The 19,672-nt window shown below is 40.1% G+C and carries 16 protein-coding genes and 2 pseudogenes; 6 read left to right on the top strand and 12 right to left on the bottom strand.

Annotated elements, in window-relative coordinates:
* Positions 1–25: 25 nt before the first annotated feature.
* The 9 genes and pseudogenes from COD92_RS08785 to COD92_RS08745 form a co-directional block, all read right to left on the bottom strand.
* Positions 26–1,486 carry an aldehyde dehydrogenase family protein gene (locus tag COD92_RS08785; protein ID WP_098528245.1) on the bottom strand — a complete coding sequence of 487 codons (1,461 nt, stop codon included), beginning with the start codon at positions 1,484–1,486 and terminating at the stop codon, positions 26–28.
* 40 nt (positions 1,487–1,526) lie between these two features.
* Positions 1,527–2,822, bottom strand: coding sequence for an aspartate aminotransferase family protein (locus COD92_RS08780; protein WP_098528246.1), 1,296 nt, complete (start codon positions 2,820–2,822; stop codon positions 1,527–1,529).
* Positions 2,806–4,191, bottom strand: coding sequence for an aspartate aminotransferase family protein (locus COD92_RS08775; protein WP_098528247.1), 1,386 nt, complete (start codon positions 4,189–4,191; stop codon positions 2,806–2,808). The genes COD92_RS08780 and COD92_RS08775 overlap by 17 nt, the downstream gene beginning before the upstream one ends.
* Positions 4,179–5,369 (bottom strand): thiolase family protein, encoded by a 1,191-nt coding sequence (locus COD92_RS08770; protein ID WP_098528248.1) that lies wholly within the window; start codon positions 5,367–5,369, stop codon positions 4,179–4,181. The genes COD92_RS08775 and COD92_RS08770 overlap by 13 nt, the downstream gene beginning before the upstream one ends.
* Positions 5,369–6,031 (bottom strand): 3-oxoacid CoA-transferase subunit B, encoded by a 663-nt coding sequence (locus COD92_RS08765; protein ID WP_098528249.1) that lies wholly within the window; start codon positions 6,029–6,031, stop codon positions 5,369–5,371. The genes COD92_RS08770 and COD92_RS08765 overlap by 1 nt, the downstream gene beginning before the upstream one ends.
* A 1-nt stretch (position 6,032) precedes the next feature.
* Complete coding sequence (locus COD92_RS08760; protein WP_098528320.1) at positions 6,033–6,689, bottom strand: CoA transferase subunit A; 657 nt, start codon at positions 6,687–6,689, stop codon at positions 6,033–6,035.
* Between the two features lie 187 nt (positions 6,690–6,876).
* On the bottom strand, positions 6,877–7,206 hold the full coding sequence (locus COD92_RS08755) for a DUF3870 domain-containing protein (RefSeq protein ID WP_098528250.1): 330 nt from the start codon (positions 7,204–7,206) through the stop codon (positions 6,877–6,879).
* Between the two features lie 215 nt (positions 7,207–7,421).
* Complete coding sequence (gene pdxS, locus COD92_RS08750; protein ID WP_098528251.1) at positions 7,422–8,303, bottom strand: pyridoxal 5'-phosphate synthase lyase subunit PdxS; 882 nt, start codon at positions 8,301–8,303, stop codon at positions 7,422–7,424.
* A 402-nt stretch (positions 8,304–8,705) separates the two neighbouring features.
* A pseudogene (locus tag COD92_RS08745) lies at positions 8,706–8,981 on the bottom strand (FMN-binding negative transcriptional regulator); the annotation flags it as partial.
* A gap of 199 nt (positions 8,982–9,180) precedes the next feature.
* Here COD92_RS08745 and COD92_RS32750 point away from each other — a divergent pair.
* The 4 genes and pseudogenes from COD92_RS32750 to COD92_RS08735 form a co-directional block, all read left to right on the top strand.
* Positions 9,181–9,249: pseudogene (locus tag COD92_RS32750) on the top strand (YitT family protein); the annotation flags it as partial.
* A gap of 804 nt (positions 9,250–10,053) precedes the next feature.
* On the top strand, positions 10,054–10,218 hold the full coding sequence (locus COD92_RS31870) for a hypothetical protein (protein ID WP_176541090.1): 165 nt from the start codon (positions 10,054–10,056) through the stop codon (positions 10,216–10,218).
* A 115-nt stretch (positions 10,219–10,333) separates the two neighbouring features.
* Complete coding sequence (locus tag COD92_RS08740) at positions 10,334–10,699, top strand: DoxX family protein (protein WP_098528252.1); 366 nt, start codon at positions 10,334–10,336, stop codon at positions 10,697–10,699.
* A gap of 55 nt (positions 10,700–10,754) precedes the next feature.
* The gene (locus tag COD92_RS08735) at positions 10,755–11,852 is read left to right on the top strand and encodes a GIY-YIG nuclease family protein (RefSeq protein ID WP_098528253.1); all 1,098 of its coding nucleotides are present in this window, start codon (positions 10,755–10,757) and stop codon (positions 11,850–11,852) included.
* A gap of 96 nt (positions 11,853–11,948) precedes the next feature.
* Here COD92_RS08735 and COD92_RS08730 read toward each other — a convergent pair whose 3' ends face one another.
* On the bottom strand, positions 11,949–14,000 hold the full coding sequence (locus tag COD92_RS08730; protein WP_098996188.1) for a DUF4179 domain-containing protein: 2,052 nt from the start codon (positions 13,998–14,000) through the stop codon (positions 11,949–11,951).
* A gap of 326 nt (positions 14,001–14,326) precedes the next feature.
* On the opposite strand from COD92_RS08730, the gene COD92_RS08725 reads away from it, so the two are divergent.
* Together COD92_RS08725 and COD92_RS08720 are read left to right on the top strand one after the other, a co-directional pair.
* Entirely contained in the window at positions 14,327–15,154 is an 828-nt protein-coding gene (locus tag COD92_RS08725; RefSeq protein WP_098528255.1) for a GNAT family N-acetyltransferase, read from the top strand.
* A 182-nt stretch (positions 15,155–15,336) separates the two neighbouring features.
* Positions 15,337–16,047 (top strand): YesL family protein, encoded by a 711-nt coding sequence (locus tag COD92_RS08720; RefSeq protein WP_098528256.1) that lies wholly within the window; start codon positions 15,337–15,339, stop codon positions 16,045–16,047.
* Positions 16,048–16,204: 157 nt separating this feature from the next.
* Here the strand turns inward: COD92_RS08720 and COD92_RS08715 are convergent, their stop codons facing one another.
* Together COD92_RS08715 and COD92_RS08710 are read right to left on the bottom strand one after the other, a co-directional pair.
* Positions 16,205–17,197: a glycoside hydrolase family 43 protein gene (locus COD92_RS08715; protein WP_098528257.1), complete on the bottom strand. Its 993-nt coding sequence runs from the start codon at positions 17,195–17,197 to the stop codon at positions 16,205–16,207.
* Between the two features lie 46 nt (positions 17,198–17,243).
* Positions 17,244–19,613, bottom strand: coding sequence for a glycoside hydrolase family 2 TIM barrel-domain containing protein (locus COD92_RS08710; RefSeq protein ID WP_098996187.1), 2,370 nt, complete (start codon positions 19,611–19,613; stop codon positions 17,244–17,246).
* Positions 19,614–19,672: the final 59 nt, after the last annotated feature.

The raw sequence follows: 19,672 nt of genomic DNA, 5'->3' as shown, positions 1-19,672 counted from the left end.
TGAACTTCCCTGTCCGTTTTGAAAATTAATAATTTATATAAATCGACTTCCACTCTGTCATGACATCAAATACATGATGGGATACTTCACGGTGACCGTTTCCGGACATTTTCATTCCTCCAAATGCCACGCCCATCTCAGCATTGGATGTGCCGTTATTAATATAGACAAGTCCGCTTACCGCTTCCTTGGCAGCACGGTTTGCAAAGTGCAGACTTTGAGTATAAATAGAAGTCGACAACCCATAAATGGTCCCGTTATTTACTCTTATGGCTTCTTCATATGAATCCACTTCAATGATGGCAAGAACAGGGCCAAATATTTCTTCCTGTGCAATGGTATCCTCCGGTTTGACATTTTCAATGATGGTGGGTTCATAATAATAACCTCCCAATTCATTGACACGCTGACCGCCTGATACAATTTTCCCGCCTTCTTCGATCGCTTTTTTCACATATTGTTCAACTATATGAAGCTGGTCTTCATTTACGAGTGGGCCCACTTGTATCCCTTCTTCAAGACCATTTCCTATTTTCATAGACTTTGTTAATTCCACTACTTTTTGTAAAAGCAATTCCTTTACCGGACGCTCCACGATTACCCTGCTTGCTGCTGTACAGCGCTGGCCAGTTGTCGTAAACGCTGATTTCACAATTCCGTCTGCCGCTTTTCCCAAGTCGGCATCCTTCAAGACAATCACGGCGTTTTTTCCTCCGAGCTCCAATGAAATACGTTTTAACGTTTTACTGCTCATTTCACACAGCTGTTGTCCGACTTCAGTTGAACCCGTAAACGAAATAACTTTCACATCCGGATGCTCTGCAAGTCTTTGTCCCACAATTCTTCCCGAACCTGTAATTAAGTTAACAACCCCCGCAGGAAATCCAGCTTCATCCAAGACTTCCACAAAAATCTTTGCCGATAAGGCAACCTCTGAGGCAGGCTTCCATACGACAGTATTCCCAGCAATCAGGGCGGAAAAGATTTTGTAGGAAGCAAGCGCAACCGGAAAATTCCAAGGAGTAATGCACGCGACAACTCCAAGAGGTTCACGAACCATTGTTACGTTGCGGTCCTGAAAACCTGCAGGGACTATTTCTCCAAAGAGGCGTCGTCCCTCACCGGCCATGTACTGAGCAGTTGCGATGACGACTCCTGCTTCACCTATAGACTCAGACAGTACTTTGCCCATCTCCATTGTCATGACACGAGCAAGTTCGTCTTTTCGCTTTTCAAACAATTGAGCTGCTTTCGTTAAATATGCCGCTCGTTCTGGAATGGGGGTGTTCTTCCATTTTAAATAGGCATCATTCGCTATTTCGACAGCATCATCCACTTGTTCTGTTGTAGCAGCCGCACATATGCCAACAAGTTCACCTGTTGCAGGATTTAAACTATTAAAATACGATTGGTCGGGCGCAGTTACCCATTCTCCATTTATATAAAGATCTCCCTGAAGAATATCTGTTTTGATTTGGCTAGACATAAGCTAGACCTCCTTTTGTGGTATTCCGTGGAAATGAAAATTAGTTTCCTGAAATGCTTTCGGTGATCACATCTTCTAAAATCGTTAATCCTATATTCAGCACATCTTCTTCAATATTAAGTGGCAGCATTAATCGGATTGTTTGCCCGCTTACACCGCAGTTCATAATAAGCAAACCATTTTCCAGTGCCTTTGATTTAATTTTAGGTACATAATAAGGAGCAGATTGCGAATCGAATTCAATGCCGATCATCATACCGACTCCACGGACTTCAACAATACCTGGTAAATGACCGATCGAGCTTTGTAGCCTGCGCACAATTTCCGCACCTAGTTTTGCACTGCGTTCGACTAACTTTTCTTCCTCAATAACCTCGATGTTTGCCAATGCCGCTGCACAAGAAACCGGATTTCCACCAAATGTCGAACCGTGACCTGCCGTCGGCCATTTTTCATGCAGCTCGCGGCTTGCCACAATCGCACCAAGAGGCATCCCGCCAGAAAGGGCTTTTGCCAGTACCAAAATATCAGGAGTGACATTCGCATGCTCTGCCGCGAACATTTTACCGGTCCGGCCAAATCCTGTTTGTACTTCATCAAAGATAAGCAAAATGCCGTGTTCCTCTGTCATCTTTCTTAACGCCTGCAAGAAGCTTGGCGGTGCTGGATAATAGCCGCCTTCCCCCATTACCGGTTCAATGATGATCGCGGCTACTCGTGAAGGGTCGACGCGTAAATCAAACAATTTCTGAAGCTGATTCAAGCAATATTCTTCAACTTCTTCTTCTCTAATGTTTTTTAACTGGCTCGGATACGGATATGGTGCATGGTACACTTCTCCTAAAATCGGTTCATAATAACGGCGGTATTTAGAGCTTGAGGCCGTTATGGCTGTTGCTCCTAATGTGCGGCCATGAAACGATCCTTCAAAAGCAATAATCGCTGGTCTGCCTGTTGCCGCTTTTGCCAGTTTAAGAGCCCCATCAATTGCTTCAGCTCCAGAATTAGAGAAAAAGACGGTGTCTAAATTTCCAGGAGTGATGTGAGCAAGCTTTTCTGCCAAATTTGCCGCCGTTTCATAATAACCATAATTCAATCCCAGATGTATCAAGGCTTCTGCCTGCTTCTGAATCGCCTCGACCATTTTTTTGTTCGTATGCCCTACAGCGTTGACGGCGACTCCTGAAACGAAATCAATATATTCCTTTCCGTCCATCGTCCAAAATTTGGCGCCATGCGCTTTTTCAATGACAAGCTCAGTCACCCTTGTCATAACCGGTGATAAGTGTTTTTTTGCTTTTTCTTGGATTTCTGCTGTTTTATTTTGTAATTTCATAGAGTTCATCCTTTCTTAATTGAAGCTTGAATATGGTGAATGATTCATCTAGAATTCTTACAATCTCATCCATTTCTTTTTTGGTAACATTTAAAGGAGGGCTAATGATAAGGTGTTCCCCCTTTGTGCCGTCAATCGAACCGGAACCGGGGTAAAAAACCGCACCGAGATCCATGGCAATTCCATTCAATCTTTCAGCCGCTTTTTCAGCAGGGTCGAACAATAGATCCTGTTCACGATCCTTCACAAGCTCGATACCCATTAAAAGCCCTCTACCGCGCACATCAGAGATAAAAGCGTGTTTTTGCTTCAACTCCAAAAGCCGGTTGAAAAGGTAAGGACCTTGTTTTTTGACGTTTTCCAGCACCGATTCCTGCTTATATATGTCCAATGCAGCTTGGCCGGCTGCAACCGCTACGGGATGCCCGCTATATGTGTAACCGTGAATGAATTTCCCGTCGCTGTTTTCAATGAGCCCATCGATTACACGATCATGAACAATCATTCCGGCAAGCGGGGCATATCCCGCTGATACCCCTTTTCCAAAAGTAATGATATCCGGAACGATCCCTATCTGTTCTGTCGCAAAGTTGGTGCCGGTACGACCGAATCCAGTCATCACTTCATCAATAATTAAAAGAATTTGATAACGGTCACACAGCTCCCGAACTTTCTTAAAATACCCTAGCGGCGGCGGAACAGCTCCTTGCTGGCTTCCGACAATCGGTTCGGCTATAAACGCCGACACGTTCTCTGGCCCAAGCTCTAAAATCGATCTTTCAATATCCGTAACGCACGTCCAGTTTTGGTTCGAAAGACAATCATCCTTTTGACGATCATACGGACATCGATGGCAGTACGGAGAATAGACATGGGCATAGTTTAAAAGATTAGGAGTGTAGGCATGCCTGCGTTTGACGTCCCCTCCTGCTGATAAAGAACCAATCGTGTTACCGTGGTACGACTGCCATCTCCCTATGACAATATGTTTTTGATGTCTGCCGGCATCCCGATGATATTGCCTTGCCAACTTCAGTGCACTTTCATTTGCTTCGGAACCGCCGGTTGTAAAATACACTTTATTTAAATGGTCCGGCGCCATTTTTCCGATTGTTTCGGCCAGCTGATGGAGTGCTTTTGTCTCGAAACGCATGGTATGGACGAAAGCTGCTTTTTTTGCTTGTTCCGCCATGGCCTCTCCGATGGACGATATTCCATGGCCCAAGTTGGCTGCCACTGCCCCCGAACAAGCATCTAAATATTTTTTCCCGTTTTCATCGAAGAGATAGGAGCCTGCACCGTGGGTAATAATCGGATATTTCTTTTTTAAATCACGATGAAACACGTAGTCTTTTTTTATTCCATCCATCTTTCCACCACCATAGCCATTCCTAATCCTCCCGCGACACAAATCGTTGCAAGGCCAAATTGCCGCTTTTGTTTATCAAGCTCATGACACAATGTAGTGACGATCCTTGCACCGGAGCATCCAAGTGGATGCCCTAAGGCGATCGCTCCTCCATTTACATTGACGTTGTCTCCTTTTATGCCCCATTCTCGTAAACAGGCAAGACTTTGCGCAGCGAATGCCTCATTTAATTCAATCAAATCGATATCTTCCAAACGGAGCCCCGCCTTTTTCAATGCCATTTGGGATGCCGGAACAGGACCGATTCCCATTTCTTTTGGCGATACACCCGCTGCAGCAAAGGAACGAATCCTTGCCATCGGGACAACTCCGAGTTGTTTCGCCTTTTCTTCCGACATCAACAGCAGCATCGAGCCACCATCATTTCTTCCGGATGAATTTCCGGCTGTTACCGTACCATCCATTTGAAACACAGGCCTTAATGTTCCAAGTGTTTCTATTTCCGTTAATCTGGGGTGCTCATCTGTCGCAAAGTTTCTGATCCCTGTTTTTCCTTCCTTTACCGGAACAGGAATGATTTCTTCTTCAAAACGACCCATTTCAATGGCGCGTTTCGCTTTCTGCTGGCTTATATAAGCAAATTCGTCTTGTTCCTGGCGGCTAATGTTATATTTTTCAGCTAGCCATTCTGCTGTTTGCCCCATCGTGAAGCGGCCGTATATCTCCTCCGGCTGGGATCTTGGCTGACTTTCCGTATTGGAATCGTACAATGTGATATCTCCCATCTTTGGTCCGAATCGATTCCCAACCGAATAATGAGGAGCTTGTGACATACTTTCAACTCCTCCTGCTAACACAACGCTCGCCTGGCCGGCCAAAATCGACATAGCTCCGTTTATGACCGCCTGCATTCCCGAGCCGCACTGCCGATGGACCGTATAAGCAGGAAGGGATTCAGGAAAATGGGCCAATAGTGCAGCGACCCTTGCGATATTCGGAGCATGGGCACTCTGCTTTGTTTGCCCGACGATGACTTCATCGACAATATTGGCACCGTAACCGGAAGCGGAAAGGTTATTTTTCATAATCAGGGAAACCAGCTCTTCTGGACGAGTATTCACCAGTGACCCGCCAAAGCTTCCGATGGCAGTACGAAAGGCATTTACAATGACAACCACTACACGGTCACCTCTTTGCTGTTTTTGAATAACTCAGGAATATGGAAAGGTGCTCCCGTTTTCTGCTCCACTTCCCTGAGGGAAACCCCAGGGGACAGCTCGATCAGATGAAGTCCATCTGCCTTCACTGTAAAAACCGCCAAATCAGTAATAATTAAATCCACTATTCGTTCCGATGTTATTGGATAGGTTAATTCCTTGACGATTTTTGCCCCCCCCTCGGTATTTGTATGCTTCGTGGTGACAATCACCTTCTTAGAGCCCTCCAATAAATCCATTGCCCCGCCAACACCCAGAACACCTTTTCCTGGTACGGCCCAATTAGCGATTCGACCATTGGCATCGATTTGCAGTGCACCAAGAATAGAGACACTTACATGCCCTCCGCGAATCATCGCAAAAGAGGAAGCGCTATCAAAAAAGGATGCTCCTTCTAATACCGAAACGGGTAGTTTCCCTGCATTGACCAGATTTGGGTCCGTATGCTCCGGATCTGGAGAAGGACCTACTCCAAGAATGCCATTTTCCGAATGTAAAAACACTTTGACATCTGATGGAATATAATCAGCCACCAGCGTTGGAATCCCAATCCCCAAATTGACGATATCGCCAGGCTTTAATTCATTCGCTGCCCTTGCAGCAATGTATTGTTTTGGATTCATGCTAGTTCCCTTCCTTTACAACGATATAATCCACGTATAAATGAGGGGTCACAATTTCTTCAGGGGAAATTCCCCCTGCCTCCACCATCTCGTCAACCTCTGCAATCACAACATTTGCAGCTGTTGCCATCATTGGATTAAAGTTTCTTGCTGATTGGTTGTAAATGAGATTTCCTAATTGATCCGCTTTTTTCGCTTTTATGAAAGCAAAATCGGCTTTAATTGGCTCCTGGAACACATATTTTTTACCGTTTAGGGCTCTCACTTCTTTGGTTTCGGCGATTTTCGTTCCGACACTGACCGGTGTATAAAATCCCCCGATACCGGCACCGCCCGCCCGGATAGCCTCAGACATCGTTCCCTGCGGGATAAGCTCTACCTCCAATTCTTGATCCTGATAGGCTTTCACGACCTCAGGGTTAGAGGTAAAGTAGGAACCGATCGCCTTTTTCACTTGTTTTTGCCGTACTAAGACTCCAAGACCTCTCCCCGGCTCTCCAAGGTTATTACTAATAATCTCTAAGTCTTTCACGTCTTCTTGAGCCAAAGCGTCAATTAAACTGAGTGGACATCCTACAAGTCCAAATCCTCCTACCATAATCCGTGAGCCGCTTTTAACCATTTTTACAGCTTCAGCGCATGTAATCAGCTTGCTCATCCTTTTCCCTTCCTCCTCTTGGCTATTTGTGTGTTTTAACGGTTTGGAAAAATAAAAAACCGGACAAAACATAAATCCTCCATAAAGAATGCGTTCTAAAGAACATTCCTTACAAAGTGTTCATGTTTGCCCGGTTTTAATAAGACCATGGAAAGAGGTCATCTTCCCACTTTATTATAACCAAACGTTATGTATTCTTTTGCTTTATGTTATCCCAATAACGTTGTACTGCCGCCTGTAAGGCCACAATGATCGCTTGCTGGGATGGAGCAAAATAAAAGCTTTGAATTCGTTCTATCAGCGGCTCAACACCGTCTCGAAGACAGTAACCAATCAGTAGTTTTTGAAAATAGTTTTTCGTTAGTTCTGTTACGAATGTAAATTCGGCGCCGATAATTTTATGCTCTTTCAGTTCCACTTCGAGTACAATTCCCGCATGCTTATACATTTCATACATGGAAGTACCCTGTGGAGCCTTTGCATATCCTGTAACAATCACTGTTTCCAGTGTTTGCATGCCCCTAATCCTCCTTTCAAAAACCAACTGATCATATTTCTAACACGAGTATACGGGTCAGAAAAAACAATGTCAATAATAATATTCTAAATTTTCAAATATGTTAAAGCGCTTTCAATATCTGGAAACGGTTTACGACTATTTTTAAAAACTATAATAATATATAAATTATTATCTCTTACTGACAAGAACCTTCCACAAAGATTAAAAATTTTTTACCAACCACGTTCCTGCATACGCGCTTCAGGAGACAGAGTTGAGATCTCAATACCTTTCATTGCAATTCCAAGATTTTTTGAAATCTCTGCAATTAGGTGATAGTCCTGGTAGTGGGTTGTTGCTTCCACGATAGCTCTAGCGAATTTTGCTGGGTTATCAGATTTAAAGATTCCGGAACCAACAAATACACCATCAGCACCTAACTGCATCATAAGTGCAGCATCAGCAGGAGTTGCTACTCCACCAGCTGCAAAGTTTACTACAGGTAGGCGCCCAAGCTGCTTAATCTCGACAAGAAGTTCATATGGAGCTCCTAGTAACTTAGCCTCTGTCATCAATTCATCTTCACTCATTGAAACGACTTTACTTACTTGTGCATTTACCTTACGGATATGACGAACTGCTTCTACGATATTACCAGTTCCCGGCTCTCCTTTTGTACGAAGCATGGATGCACCTTCACCAATACGGCGAGCTGCTTCGCCTAGATCACGGCAGCCACAAACAAATGGAACAGTGTAAACTTTTTTATTTAGATGGTATTCTTCATCAGCCGGTGTTAAAACTTCGCTCTCATCAATATAATCAACGCCCATAGCTTCAAGCACCCGGGCTTCAACGATGTGTCCGATACGTGCTTTTGCCATAACCGGAATGGAAACTGCCTTCATAACTTCTTCTGTAATTCGTGGATCTGCCATTCTTGCTACTCCGCCAGCTGCACGGATATCAGAAGGTACGCGCTCCAATGCCATTACAGCTACCGCTCCTGCTTCCTCTGCTATTTTTGCTTGCTCAGCATTCACAACATCCATTATGACGCCGCCCTTTTGCATTTCAGCCATGCCTCTTTTTACACGATCCGTACCTGTACTCATTGATAATCCCCCTTTGATGATTATGAATCATTTCATTTCAATTCATTTGTTTTGTTTTCTTATAAATGCAAAGAATTTCTCCTGTCACCCCTCTCAAATATGGATAATCTTGCACACTTATCCAAAATATATTTTTCACTTATAAACATGCAATTACTGTGCCAATATTAAAAACACGTATTTATTAACGATGGTGAAAACAATATGCAAAATTTATTGGCACTACGTTTTTTATTTTTGCGCTTAGACTGCAAAAATTTATTTCCAATAAATATAGAAAGAGCTTTTTGATTTAATAAAAGATTCTTTTGAGACAACAGCTTCTTAGAAGGAGTTTTTTTAGAAAAACTCCTTCTTCAGTTAGAAAATAATTGCTTGTGTGTCAATTAAAGTTTTTTACCCCACTGCTTTCATTGATTCGTACCAAGAAGGTGAAATATAACAGTTTGGACCTTGGAAAACCACAAGAACTTGTTGGTTTTCAGCATCCCTCCATTGTTCGTTCGGACGTGCAAAATGACCATATAAAGCATTTTCAGATTTATTTAAGATCAGTGGAAGATGAGTAGCGTAGGGTTCTCCGTTATACTGTGAAAATAAAGTTGCAAAGCTATACTTTTCAATAAAATTATAAAACGTGCATTCATCATCAATTTTAAAATGTTTAGGTATATACATAATGATTCCACCTTTCAAAACTCTATATTACTTAAGGAATCAATGACCTTGCTATCATTCCAATTTCACGAAGAATTCCCTTCATAATTAACTCCTTTGTACATACTTTGTTGCAAATGCAATAAAAAAGGATGTAAATTAAATTCAACCTAATTTGTTGCACTTGCAACAAAAAAGTAAGGATAAGAGGTCGAGTAAAGTGAAATATGTTTTTTATGTATTAGGAATTTTAATATTAACCCTTGGTATTTCTTTCATCATACAATCAGTACCTCATTCTTATTATACAAGAACTAATGATCTGTATATAAAGAAAAAGACCATTTACCATCGGTCTTTAGTTTAGAATATAAAAAGAAGCAGGGAATTTGGACCCTGTCCCCCTGCTTCCTCCATATATTTTTGATGCCCCTGCCAAGGAATTTCATATTAACACATTCCTTACTAACTTACCATGTCTATACTAACTAAAATATTTTTTATAACTGCAGCAGAAACTAAATCATTCTCTATAAATTGATTATAAGATATGCCCTTGATGTATTTTTCCACTTTAACTTTAGCGGCTATCATATCTTCAAAAAAACTCTAGGCTCCCTCACCCCTTCCTAAACCTCCCTAAATAGTCATTTTTCCAAAGCCTTTTTGTCTAGATAAAGAATCTTAACTTCATTCACTTCTTTATTACGAGGATAATTCAGATAAGACGTTTAAAGAAGCGGATTCTTTTTATCAGTCACTGGATAAAAACGAATACTCCGAATATAAAAATTCAAAGTTGAACATTCGTGAAATCACCAGTTATGAAAATGTAAATAAGGTATTAGCCCGCATAGATCCATATGGCGAAGTCAGAATAGGTGGAGCTGAAGTTCATCCCAAGCGACAAGTATATGTCTTTATCATGTTTCTCAGGAAGGAAAGAAAAATATAGCTATATTTGAAGCTGAAACAGGAGAACATATCTAGAAATGAGGAAGAATAAAATCAACCCAAAAATAAGTTGTTATTATTTTTCCCTATTTATTGGTTCTAATAATAAGATTGTAAACAAAATTCGAGGAGGTCTAGTATGCAACAGGATCAACAAGCTAAAGAGAATTTGGGCTCCGGTTCGATTATGAATCCAGAATTTGCTGGAACTGATGCACAAAAAGTAAAACAAGAAATTCAAAAAGATGTAAGCCAAGGACAAGGTGCAATTACTTCCCGGGAGGCAGGATCATTGCGCGATTAAAAAACCACGCCAAGTGGTTTTTTATTTTTCTGCCTCTACACTCCTAATTTTCTTTGGTGTTTTTGTAATGGTCAGTCCCTCATCATACATAAAGATGTACGAAGGGGGATTTTTCATGAAAACGTATTTAACAGCAAATAACTTAATCAGATATGCAGTGGCCTATGTTTTTATAACCTCTGCACTTATGAAATTAATGAGTTCTGAATTAGCGAACCATTTTCTTGGATTAGGACTGCCCTATCCTCAGCAAATGTTAAAGCTAGTCATTTTCCTAGAAATGGTTTGCGGGATTTTAATATTAATCAATAAATCTGTTAAAAATGCGGTCGTACCTCTAATTGGCATCATGGTCGTAGCCCTTCTATTAACAAAGTTTCCCTTGTTGCACACCGGTTTCCTTCCATTTGCTTTTCAAGCTCGTTTAGACATTGTGATGTTAATTCTGCTTGTTTATCTATATAAGCACTCTCCTAGATAATCCCTTCATGTGCTAAAATAAAACTATCTATTATTATTTGGTGAGTGAACACACTATGAAACTAAAAGAAAAGGTAACGTCTCTGCCGCTTACTCCTGGTGTATATTTGATGAAGGACTCCCTTGGCCATATCATTTATGTGGGTAAGGCCAAAAACCTAAAGAGGCGAGTAAAGTCATATTTTCAACAATCAAAAGCCCATCCTCAAAAAATTAAAAAGATGGTGGCTAACCTTAACGATTTTGACTATGTTCTTACGGACACGGAGTTCGAAGCTTTTCTGCTCGAATGTAAACTAATCAAGGAATTAAAGCCTCATTTTAACAAAAAAATGAAAAGTCCCCGATCCTATACTTATCTCGTTATAAAAATAGTTGAAGAAAAGCGGGTCTTGGAAATGGCCCACTCCTTGGTTAAAAATGACGGGAATCTATATTTCGGACCCTATATAAACAAGCACACCGTCGAAAGAGCTATCGTTGGAATAAAAGAAGCTTTTAAAATTTGCTGCAGCAATCCATCCATGAATCATGGACCGTGTTTAAATTACTCTTTAGGATTGTGTATCGGAATGTGTCTTGGAGGTTCCGCTTTAGAACAATATAATCGAATATTAGACAAAATCATTGCATTGTTGAATAGGACGGACACAGAAATACTGGAGGAAATCGAGCAGAGGATGTTAGCTGCATCCGAACAATTCCAGTTTGAACTGGCGGCAAAATATCGGAATATCCTTGATTCGATAAACACACTCCTTAATAAAGAGCAAGTCATCGAATTTACTGAGGAAAATCAAAATATTGTCGGCGTTGAATCCATAACTGAGTCTACGTACAAACTTTTTCTAATTAGGGGGAACAAAATTTTATATCGAGAAAAACTAAATAACCACCAAAAGCAAGGGAACATAAAGAATAACCTATTAACCTATTTTAAAAAGACCCATCCCTGCTCTTCCATTGTAGTCAGTAAAGATGAACTTGATGAGGCGCAAATTATTTACAGTTATTTAAAAAGCGGTAATTGCCGTTATCGTATTATTCCTGATGATTGGCTTAAAGCTGGGAATGAGTCGTTTATTGATAATGTACTTGAAGAATTACTAAAAGAAATGTTTACTATTAATTATAAAACTATCGAAAGTTCGTGAGGAGTCATCCCACTACGTTCAGGAACCAGGGACAGGCTCCTTGTCTATCAATTTAATTGGACTAGCCCGTCCCTATGTCATGAATAACTGAAATATTTATTGCAACGAAATCTTCACAACGTCTTCCAAATATTTTGTTGTATTATATCCAAAAATCTCCAGCCTTTTAGGAATGACTTTTTCTCCAGTGCTTTCATTGTCTAACTTCATATTTAAAACGGTAAAGAAATAACGGGGCTGCTTGATTTCATCGTATGGGACAGTCGTATCGTTATCGTATACCGCCCCGTTTTTATCAACGAACACTCCTTCAGTATTCATCTCCATTGAACTAGCTTCCATTTCACTCTCATCCACAATTCGTAATTGAAGCGACTCATATGAACGATTCTCAATTTCATGATTGCTGATGGCAACAATCGTCGGCTTTCCAACTTCCACCTTGTCGATGGAGATTGTACTGCCTGCATAGTCAAAGGTTTGAGGATATTCCTGAGAAGCATCCAGTTCGATGTTTTTTTTGTCTTCAAAAGATAAATAAATAGAACCGAGTTTAACGTTAACCTCTTTTGGATTCTCTCCCAAAAGAGGTTCAAAGTTGGTTTGAATAGTAGTCCAATTCATATCTTGTGGTATATCTGAATAAGAGCCGCCGGCAAAATTAGGTTTCGCTTTCTTATTGTTCACTTCTAGATAGTCAATATTGAGAGTTTCTATCCGTTTTTTTGACTGACTATTATTAATACTATATTGCAAAAGCGTAGTGGTAGGAGCAATGGTTAGTTTATCAAATCGTACCGGGATTCCCTCGACTTCTGTTTTTTCATCCAATGCATATTCGACGGAGGGTTCTTTTGTAACAGGAATCTCGAAGTTCCATTCCCCTGTTTCATATTCCATTTCCTGATCAGTAGAATTACGATCCAATTTCTGAATTTTTGTGATCTGCAGTTTAATTGTCCCGTTATCTTTAGAGAGTGGCAGCAGACTTATCTTCCCCCGATACACATTCTTTTCTTGTGGATTTACATCAGACTCAAGGTTTGGAGGATCGTACCCTAGATATGCTTCTCTGCTCATGATTTCATTTTTGTTCTCTACGTAAACCCCATCATCATAATTCAACACATATTGACTGTCTTTATTTGTACCCTCTATTTCATAAAAAATAATCGTTTGAATATCATCAGCAATCGCACCCCTGATTTTAATTTTCACCCCATTGCTTTCTGCTTCCAAGTTCAGCCTTTCACCCAGACCCTGTTGAAGAAAGCCACTTAATTGCTGATCTTTTTCTTTCCACGAATAGTAGCGGTTGGTAAACACCCCCGTAAAATAACCTATACCCATTAATAATGCGAATAAGCTTGCAAAAATAAGTCCCTTCCTTTTACGTTTCTTATTCTTCTGTTTCCTTTGCTTTTCCTCTTCTGCCAGCTTAGCTTTGACGTTCTCCATTAAACCAGATGGCACATGTAAATCTTGAAATGTTTCAGTAAGATCTAACATGGTTAACATGACATCTTGAAAGGTTGCCAAATCCTCCTGACATTCTCGACAATGATAAATATGGATCTCTAAATCAATCTTTTTCGACCGATCTAGGGTTCTTTCTAAGTAATCGATGTAATCCTTATGATACTCCTTACAGCCATTAAAGGTTGATCCATATCCAAGTTCTTTTCTAATTGACTGAATACCGGAAAACAAGAGCTCTTTAACCTTTATCACTGGAACTTGGAGAAGATGTGCAACCTCCTCCTTAGAGAGTCCTTTTACATATGTAAGGAGAATTGCTTCTTTCTCGGACAGTTTCAATCGATCAAGTGCTTTAAATAAATCCTGACGTGGTTGATTTTCCTCTGAATCTGGTAATTTTCTATTATGAGAAAGCTCCCGGCAGATAGATATAAATATGGAGGTAACCCACGTTTCGACTGATGTCTCTTTTTTATATCGTGGCAACTCCTTTTGGACCTTTTTAATAGACTGATAAAAAAGCTCTTCTATTTGCTGCTGATTCATAAGATAGGACCAACCAAGTGTATAGAACGATTTTTCATGCTGATCGAACCAATCGACGATGGATTCCAAGCCTTTTTCTCTTATCGTAGTGGTTGAAATGGAATCAACTTTTGTTGGGATCATAAATGCGTTTCCCCCTTTGTTATCTTTACAACCTTTTGTCAGTTACTATTGACGTATTCATCCCTGTATTAGTTATGATCTTTTAATTTAACACATCCAAATATTTAATTAATTGTAAAAAAATACATTTATTTATCCTATATTAACATAGTTCTTAAATTCTATAAAAAATAACAAAGTTTACGAAAACAGCCTTAATAAAAGAAATTAAGGCGTTCTTTCAGAAAAAATGAAAAAAGATACATTTACGTTATTTGACAACCAAAGAAGGAAAAAAGCAATTAAGAAAAGAATAGAATGAGAGGATTACGAATAGAGGTGATAACATGTTAACAAAAGACGAATTAGCTTCTATAAAAGCACTTCAAGAGGTGTGTGAGCAAGACGGCGGATTCCAGCTAAAACTTAATTTTGACATGCTAGAAAATAGAAACGGAATGAAAAAGGAGGACTTCTTTCATTATGAGGAAGGTAAACTTGTCGGTTTTCTTGGCAGCTATGGGTTTGGCAATAAAGTAGAGCTTTGCGGGATGGTTCACCCAGATTACCGCAGAAGAGGTATTTTTTCTAAATTGCTAGAAATGGGTCTTGAGGAAACAAAGAAACGAAACATCCAGACAATTCTATTAAATGCCCCTACTGATTCCTTATCGGCAAAGGAGTTTTTAAAGAATCTTCCTTGTACCTTTTCAGTAGCCGAATATCAAATGAAATGGCAGAAAACAAATTTAATCGAAGACCCTGCTGTTACCCTAAGACCTTCTACCACAACGGAGGATTTTGAAACTGAAGTACAGCTTGAAGTCTTGGCCTTTGGATTTGCGGAGGAAGAATCACGGGAGTTTAATCTGAAACTCAGAGAAAACCACTTTGAGGAAAATTTCATCATTGAAGCAGACGGCAGAGTTGCCGGAAAAATGCGCGTGGCTGAATCAGATGGTGAAGCTTGGATTTATGGGTTTGCGGTATTTCCTGAACTACAGGGGAAAGGAATTGGCAGAAAGGCTTTATCAAGGGTTGTTAAATTGGAGGATCAAAAAGGCTTGTCTATTTTCCTCGAGGTCGAGGCGAAAAATGCGAATGCCCTAAAGCTCTATGAATCATGTGGATTTAGAAGCTACCATTCTCAGGATTACTATCTATATCAAAATTAGTATAAAGAGCCTTTTTATGATCTCCATAAAAGGCTCTTTAACTTTGTAATTCTTGTAAAAAACACCTCGTTTGTTTCATCAAGGTACACTTTTCGACTTTAATTTATGTTATAATGAAAGAGTTTACATAGGTGTTAATTACCTAATTACCTCTCAACAAGAATGGTCTGGAGTTGATAAAAATGAACAATATTTTAGAACGTTTAAATCCCGTTTTTGAGTGGATTACAAAGCTTGCCGGCACCAATCTGTTATGGGTTTTGTTTAACTTCCCGATTGCTTACCTAGTATTATCTTTATTTACAGTTAAAGAGTTGTCGCAAATATCCATGTTAATTATGACCATTACCGTGCTGGCACCATTTATTTTATTTCCTGCGACTACGGCTATGTTTGGCATTGTCAGGAAATGGGTTATGAAAGAAGAAGTGCCAATTATTCGATTCTTTTGGAAATACTATAAGGAAAATTATAAGAGGAGCCTCATCGGGGGATTGATTCTGACTGTTCTTTGGGCGATTGTTGGCGTTGATTATTATTATTTTCATTCCCGCATTTTCCTTGGCAGTTACCTATTTTTATTCCTAATGATTTGGCTGTTCATCATTACTCTTTTCTTTTTTGCCCATACCGTTCATACCGAAACAAAACTCGGACAAGCATTAAAGAATGTGTTCATTTTATCGATTGCTAGCCCCATCCTTTCGTTTGGGATTGCCATTATCAGTATTGTCATTTTGTATATTAGTTTGATGAAAATGACCTTTCTATTGCCTTTTTTCAGCGGCGCGGTTATCTCTTTTCTCGGATTCTTTGCCTACTATAAGGTATTTACAAGGATTGTTCAATTAGAACAAAATGCTTCAGTTGAAAAAAATATGATAGAAAGCTAGGTTACTTGTGGTTGACAAGCCCTAATTTGCGGATAGCAGCAGCTAACTTGTGGATGGCTCCACCAATTTGCTGATAGCGTTCTCCAACTTGGTGATAGCCAGCAACCAAATAAAATTCCTCTCAAACTGAGAGGAATTTTTATTTGCTGTGTTCTATTTAATTATGAAGATCCACTCTAGCTTTAATAACCCTAAAGCTATCTTCCGTTTCCTCTACTTCATAAATCTTTGCTCGAGATTCAGGTGTACTGAATGGATGATGGAGAATAAGCATCCATTCCCCTTCAAATGTTTTGAACAGCATCCCGTGTCCACTATCACCAACAACTAACGGATTCAGTTGTTCCCATGGCCCTTCTAGCTCACCAGACCTAGATCTAGCCATCGTTTGGACATACCCCTCATTGTTATAGCTTGACCACAGCATCACAAGGTGACCACCTTTTGTCCGGTATAATTGACACCCATCCGATACATAAACCGAAGGCTTAACATTAGGCTTTCGTTCAGCATTAATCCATGGGGCATCTGAAGCTTTAAAAAGATGTTGCGGTTCCCCATCTGCTGCAGATAAATCATCCTTTAGTGGAATGGCCTCAAACGTACCATCGATGACCTGAATCCATTCATGACAATAAACCATCCATGGCTTTCCATCCTCATCCACATACAAGGTTCCGTCTAATGTCATGTAGTTTCTAGGCGGCACCGGCCCATCCGTTTTTAGTAATTCAAATGGTCCCTCTGGCGAATCAGATACAGCAATGCTTGTGCCACGAAGATGATTGGTGTTCCAAACTTCCGGTGATGCTGCTAGCTTCGTATCTCTATTATGAAGAGTAACGAATAAATAATATTTATCATGGTACTGGTGAACCTCTGGTGCCCATGTACCATGCTGTGGATGGGCCCAAGTTCCATCAGGAACCTCGAAAACGACATAAGGTCCCTCCCAATCTTGTAAATCTTTACTTTTATAAACTAGTACACCATTTCTCGCTAAATCTGTTAATTCAGGAATTCCAGTTGTATATAAATAGTAAGTGTTTGTTTCGTTATGCGACAAGATGAACGGGTCGTGTGCAGGAATATTAATAAGTCGGTGCCCCTTCTTAGGATGCGATGTGTCAGAGGCATTATTATATGGCATGCTAGCATCTCCTACCTATTTTAAATTCATCACAACTGTTGTGGCTTTACTCAACCTTAATTACAACAGTTGTACTTTCCAAACCAACAGAAGAAGTTTTTAATGTAATCGTCCCCGGTTGATCAGTCGATTTCACATAAATCAATACTTTCCCATGATAGGCATTTCTATAATTTGCTTTATAGTCCTGATGGCTGGCAGGGTTACTGCATTCCATTCCGATCATTTCACCAGGTCCCTCAATCTCGCAATTTATTTGATTATCGGCGTCATAGACTAGGGTTTCGTCTTGATCAAGGATATTTACTTCAACATGTGCGACATCCTGTTTATCAGCTTTAAGAATGATCGTATCCGCGAGTAACTGTAGCTTAGTTGGCTCACCAGCCGACTTTAATTCATGTGTACAACAAATGTTTCCGTTTCTTTTACCTACTGCCTTTAACGTACCCTTTTCATATGGGATGTCCCAATAAATTGTTCCATTTGGGAAGTCCTCTCGTTTTTTCAAGCCAACAGAGACACCATTTAATAATAAGTCCACTTCAGGACAATTGGTACAACAAGCCACCCTAACCGTTTCTCCTTCATTCCCTTTCCAGTGGCAGACTACTTCATGGTCCCAATAAATTTGACCTGGATTTTCTTCCTTAATAGAAGTTAAACCTACATGGACCATATCCTTTTCGGACCATTCACTTTGTTTAAAAAAGTATAAAGGCTTTTTGAAGCCAGCAAGATCGAGCAATCCTGGTGTAGCATGACGAAGCGGCCAGCCACGGGCTTCTCCCAAATAGTCAATCCCTGTCCAAATAAATTGTCCTGATATAAAGTCATTCTGTTCTACTGCCAGCCATGCCTCATGATACCTTCCGTTTTCACTTCCATAAATTACCCGATTAGGGTATTTTTCATGGTCTTCAGGATAAAGAAACTCTTGATAGTTATATCCAACCACGTCAAGTACATCTGGAAATTCCGTTTCATTTGACATTATCACACTTGCGAGAGCTGCTGTCACAGGTCGCGAAGGATCATATTGCTTTACAACCTTTGCCAGCCTTTTCGCAATCTCCCCCATTCCCTTTGCTTCCGGTTTGTCCGCGTTATAACGTTCTTCGAGGACTGGATGTGAATAAGGATCATTTGGGTAATCAATTTCATTCCCAATACTCCAGAAAACAATCGACGGATGGTTCCGGTCTCTTAAAATCATATCCCTCAAATCAATCTCTGCCCATTCCGGAAACTCGGATGCGTATCCGTCAAGTGATGGTTCGCCTTTATTCCAACCCTCTACCCACTTGTTCTTTGGATATTCCCACTCATCAAATGCTTCATCTTGGACTAAAAACCCATACGAATCACACATATCTAGTAACTCAGGTGCAGGTGGATTATGGCTCATTCTAATTGCATTTACACCAGCTTCTTTTAATAACTGCAACCGTCGACGCCAGACCTTTTCAGGAACAGCTGCTCCGAGACACCCTGCATCATGATGGAGACATACACCTTTCATTTTCATGTTCTGTCCATTAAGATAAAATCCTGAATTTACATCGAAATAAAAATATCGAACACCAAGTGGAGTCGTTTCAAAATCGATCACTTCACCATTTTTTATCACCATCGTTTCCACACGGTATAAATACGGATTTTCAGGTGACCAGAGATTCGGCTGTTCTAGCAAGATAGAATGAGAAAATTCTTGTTCCCCATTTGCTGCAATGGTCTCCCCAGATGAACAAGCGATGATTTCTTTGCCGGCCGCATCTTTAATTTGATGGACAATTTGTAATTTAGCTTCGTTTGATTCTTCATTTTTCAAAGTTGTTTGAATTTGGATTTCTGCTTCTGATGATGAAATATTCGGAGTGGTGACAAAAATACCATATGGCTTGATATACAGCTGATCAGTTAAATGGATAAATACATTCCGGTAAATGCCAGACCCTGGATACCAGCGGGAATCAGCAAAATCTGTGTGATCCACTTTCACCGCAATCACATTTTCTTGTGTTTCGAAGTTTATATAGGGGGTTAAATCATAATGAAATGAGCTGTAGCCATAAGGTCTTTTACCGAGAAATTGTCCATTAATCCACACTTCACTATTTTTATAAATCCCATCGAATTGAATAACTATTCTCTTTCCTTTTAAGCTATCAGGTACGATAAATTTCTTCCGGTACCAGCCAATTCCTCCTGGCAAATATCCTGTTGAACTGGCATATTCCTTTTTAAAAGGACCTTCAATACTCCAATCATGCGGCAAGTCTAATGTACGCCACTCTGAATCATCAAACTGAATTTTAAATGCATCAGAATGGTCACCCTTTAAAAATTTCCAATCAAAGTTAAACTTTCTACTTTTAACAGACAGATTCCATTCTTGAGATACTGCATTTACCATATACAGCTTACACCCCTTATCTTAATATATTAATTTTTAATAAATGGCAGACTGATAGA

It is taken from the genome of Bacillus sp. AFS037270 (genome assembly GCF_002585305.1).
This window is presented reverse-complemented; position numbering and strand designations above follow the sequence as displayed.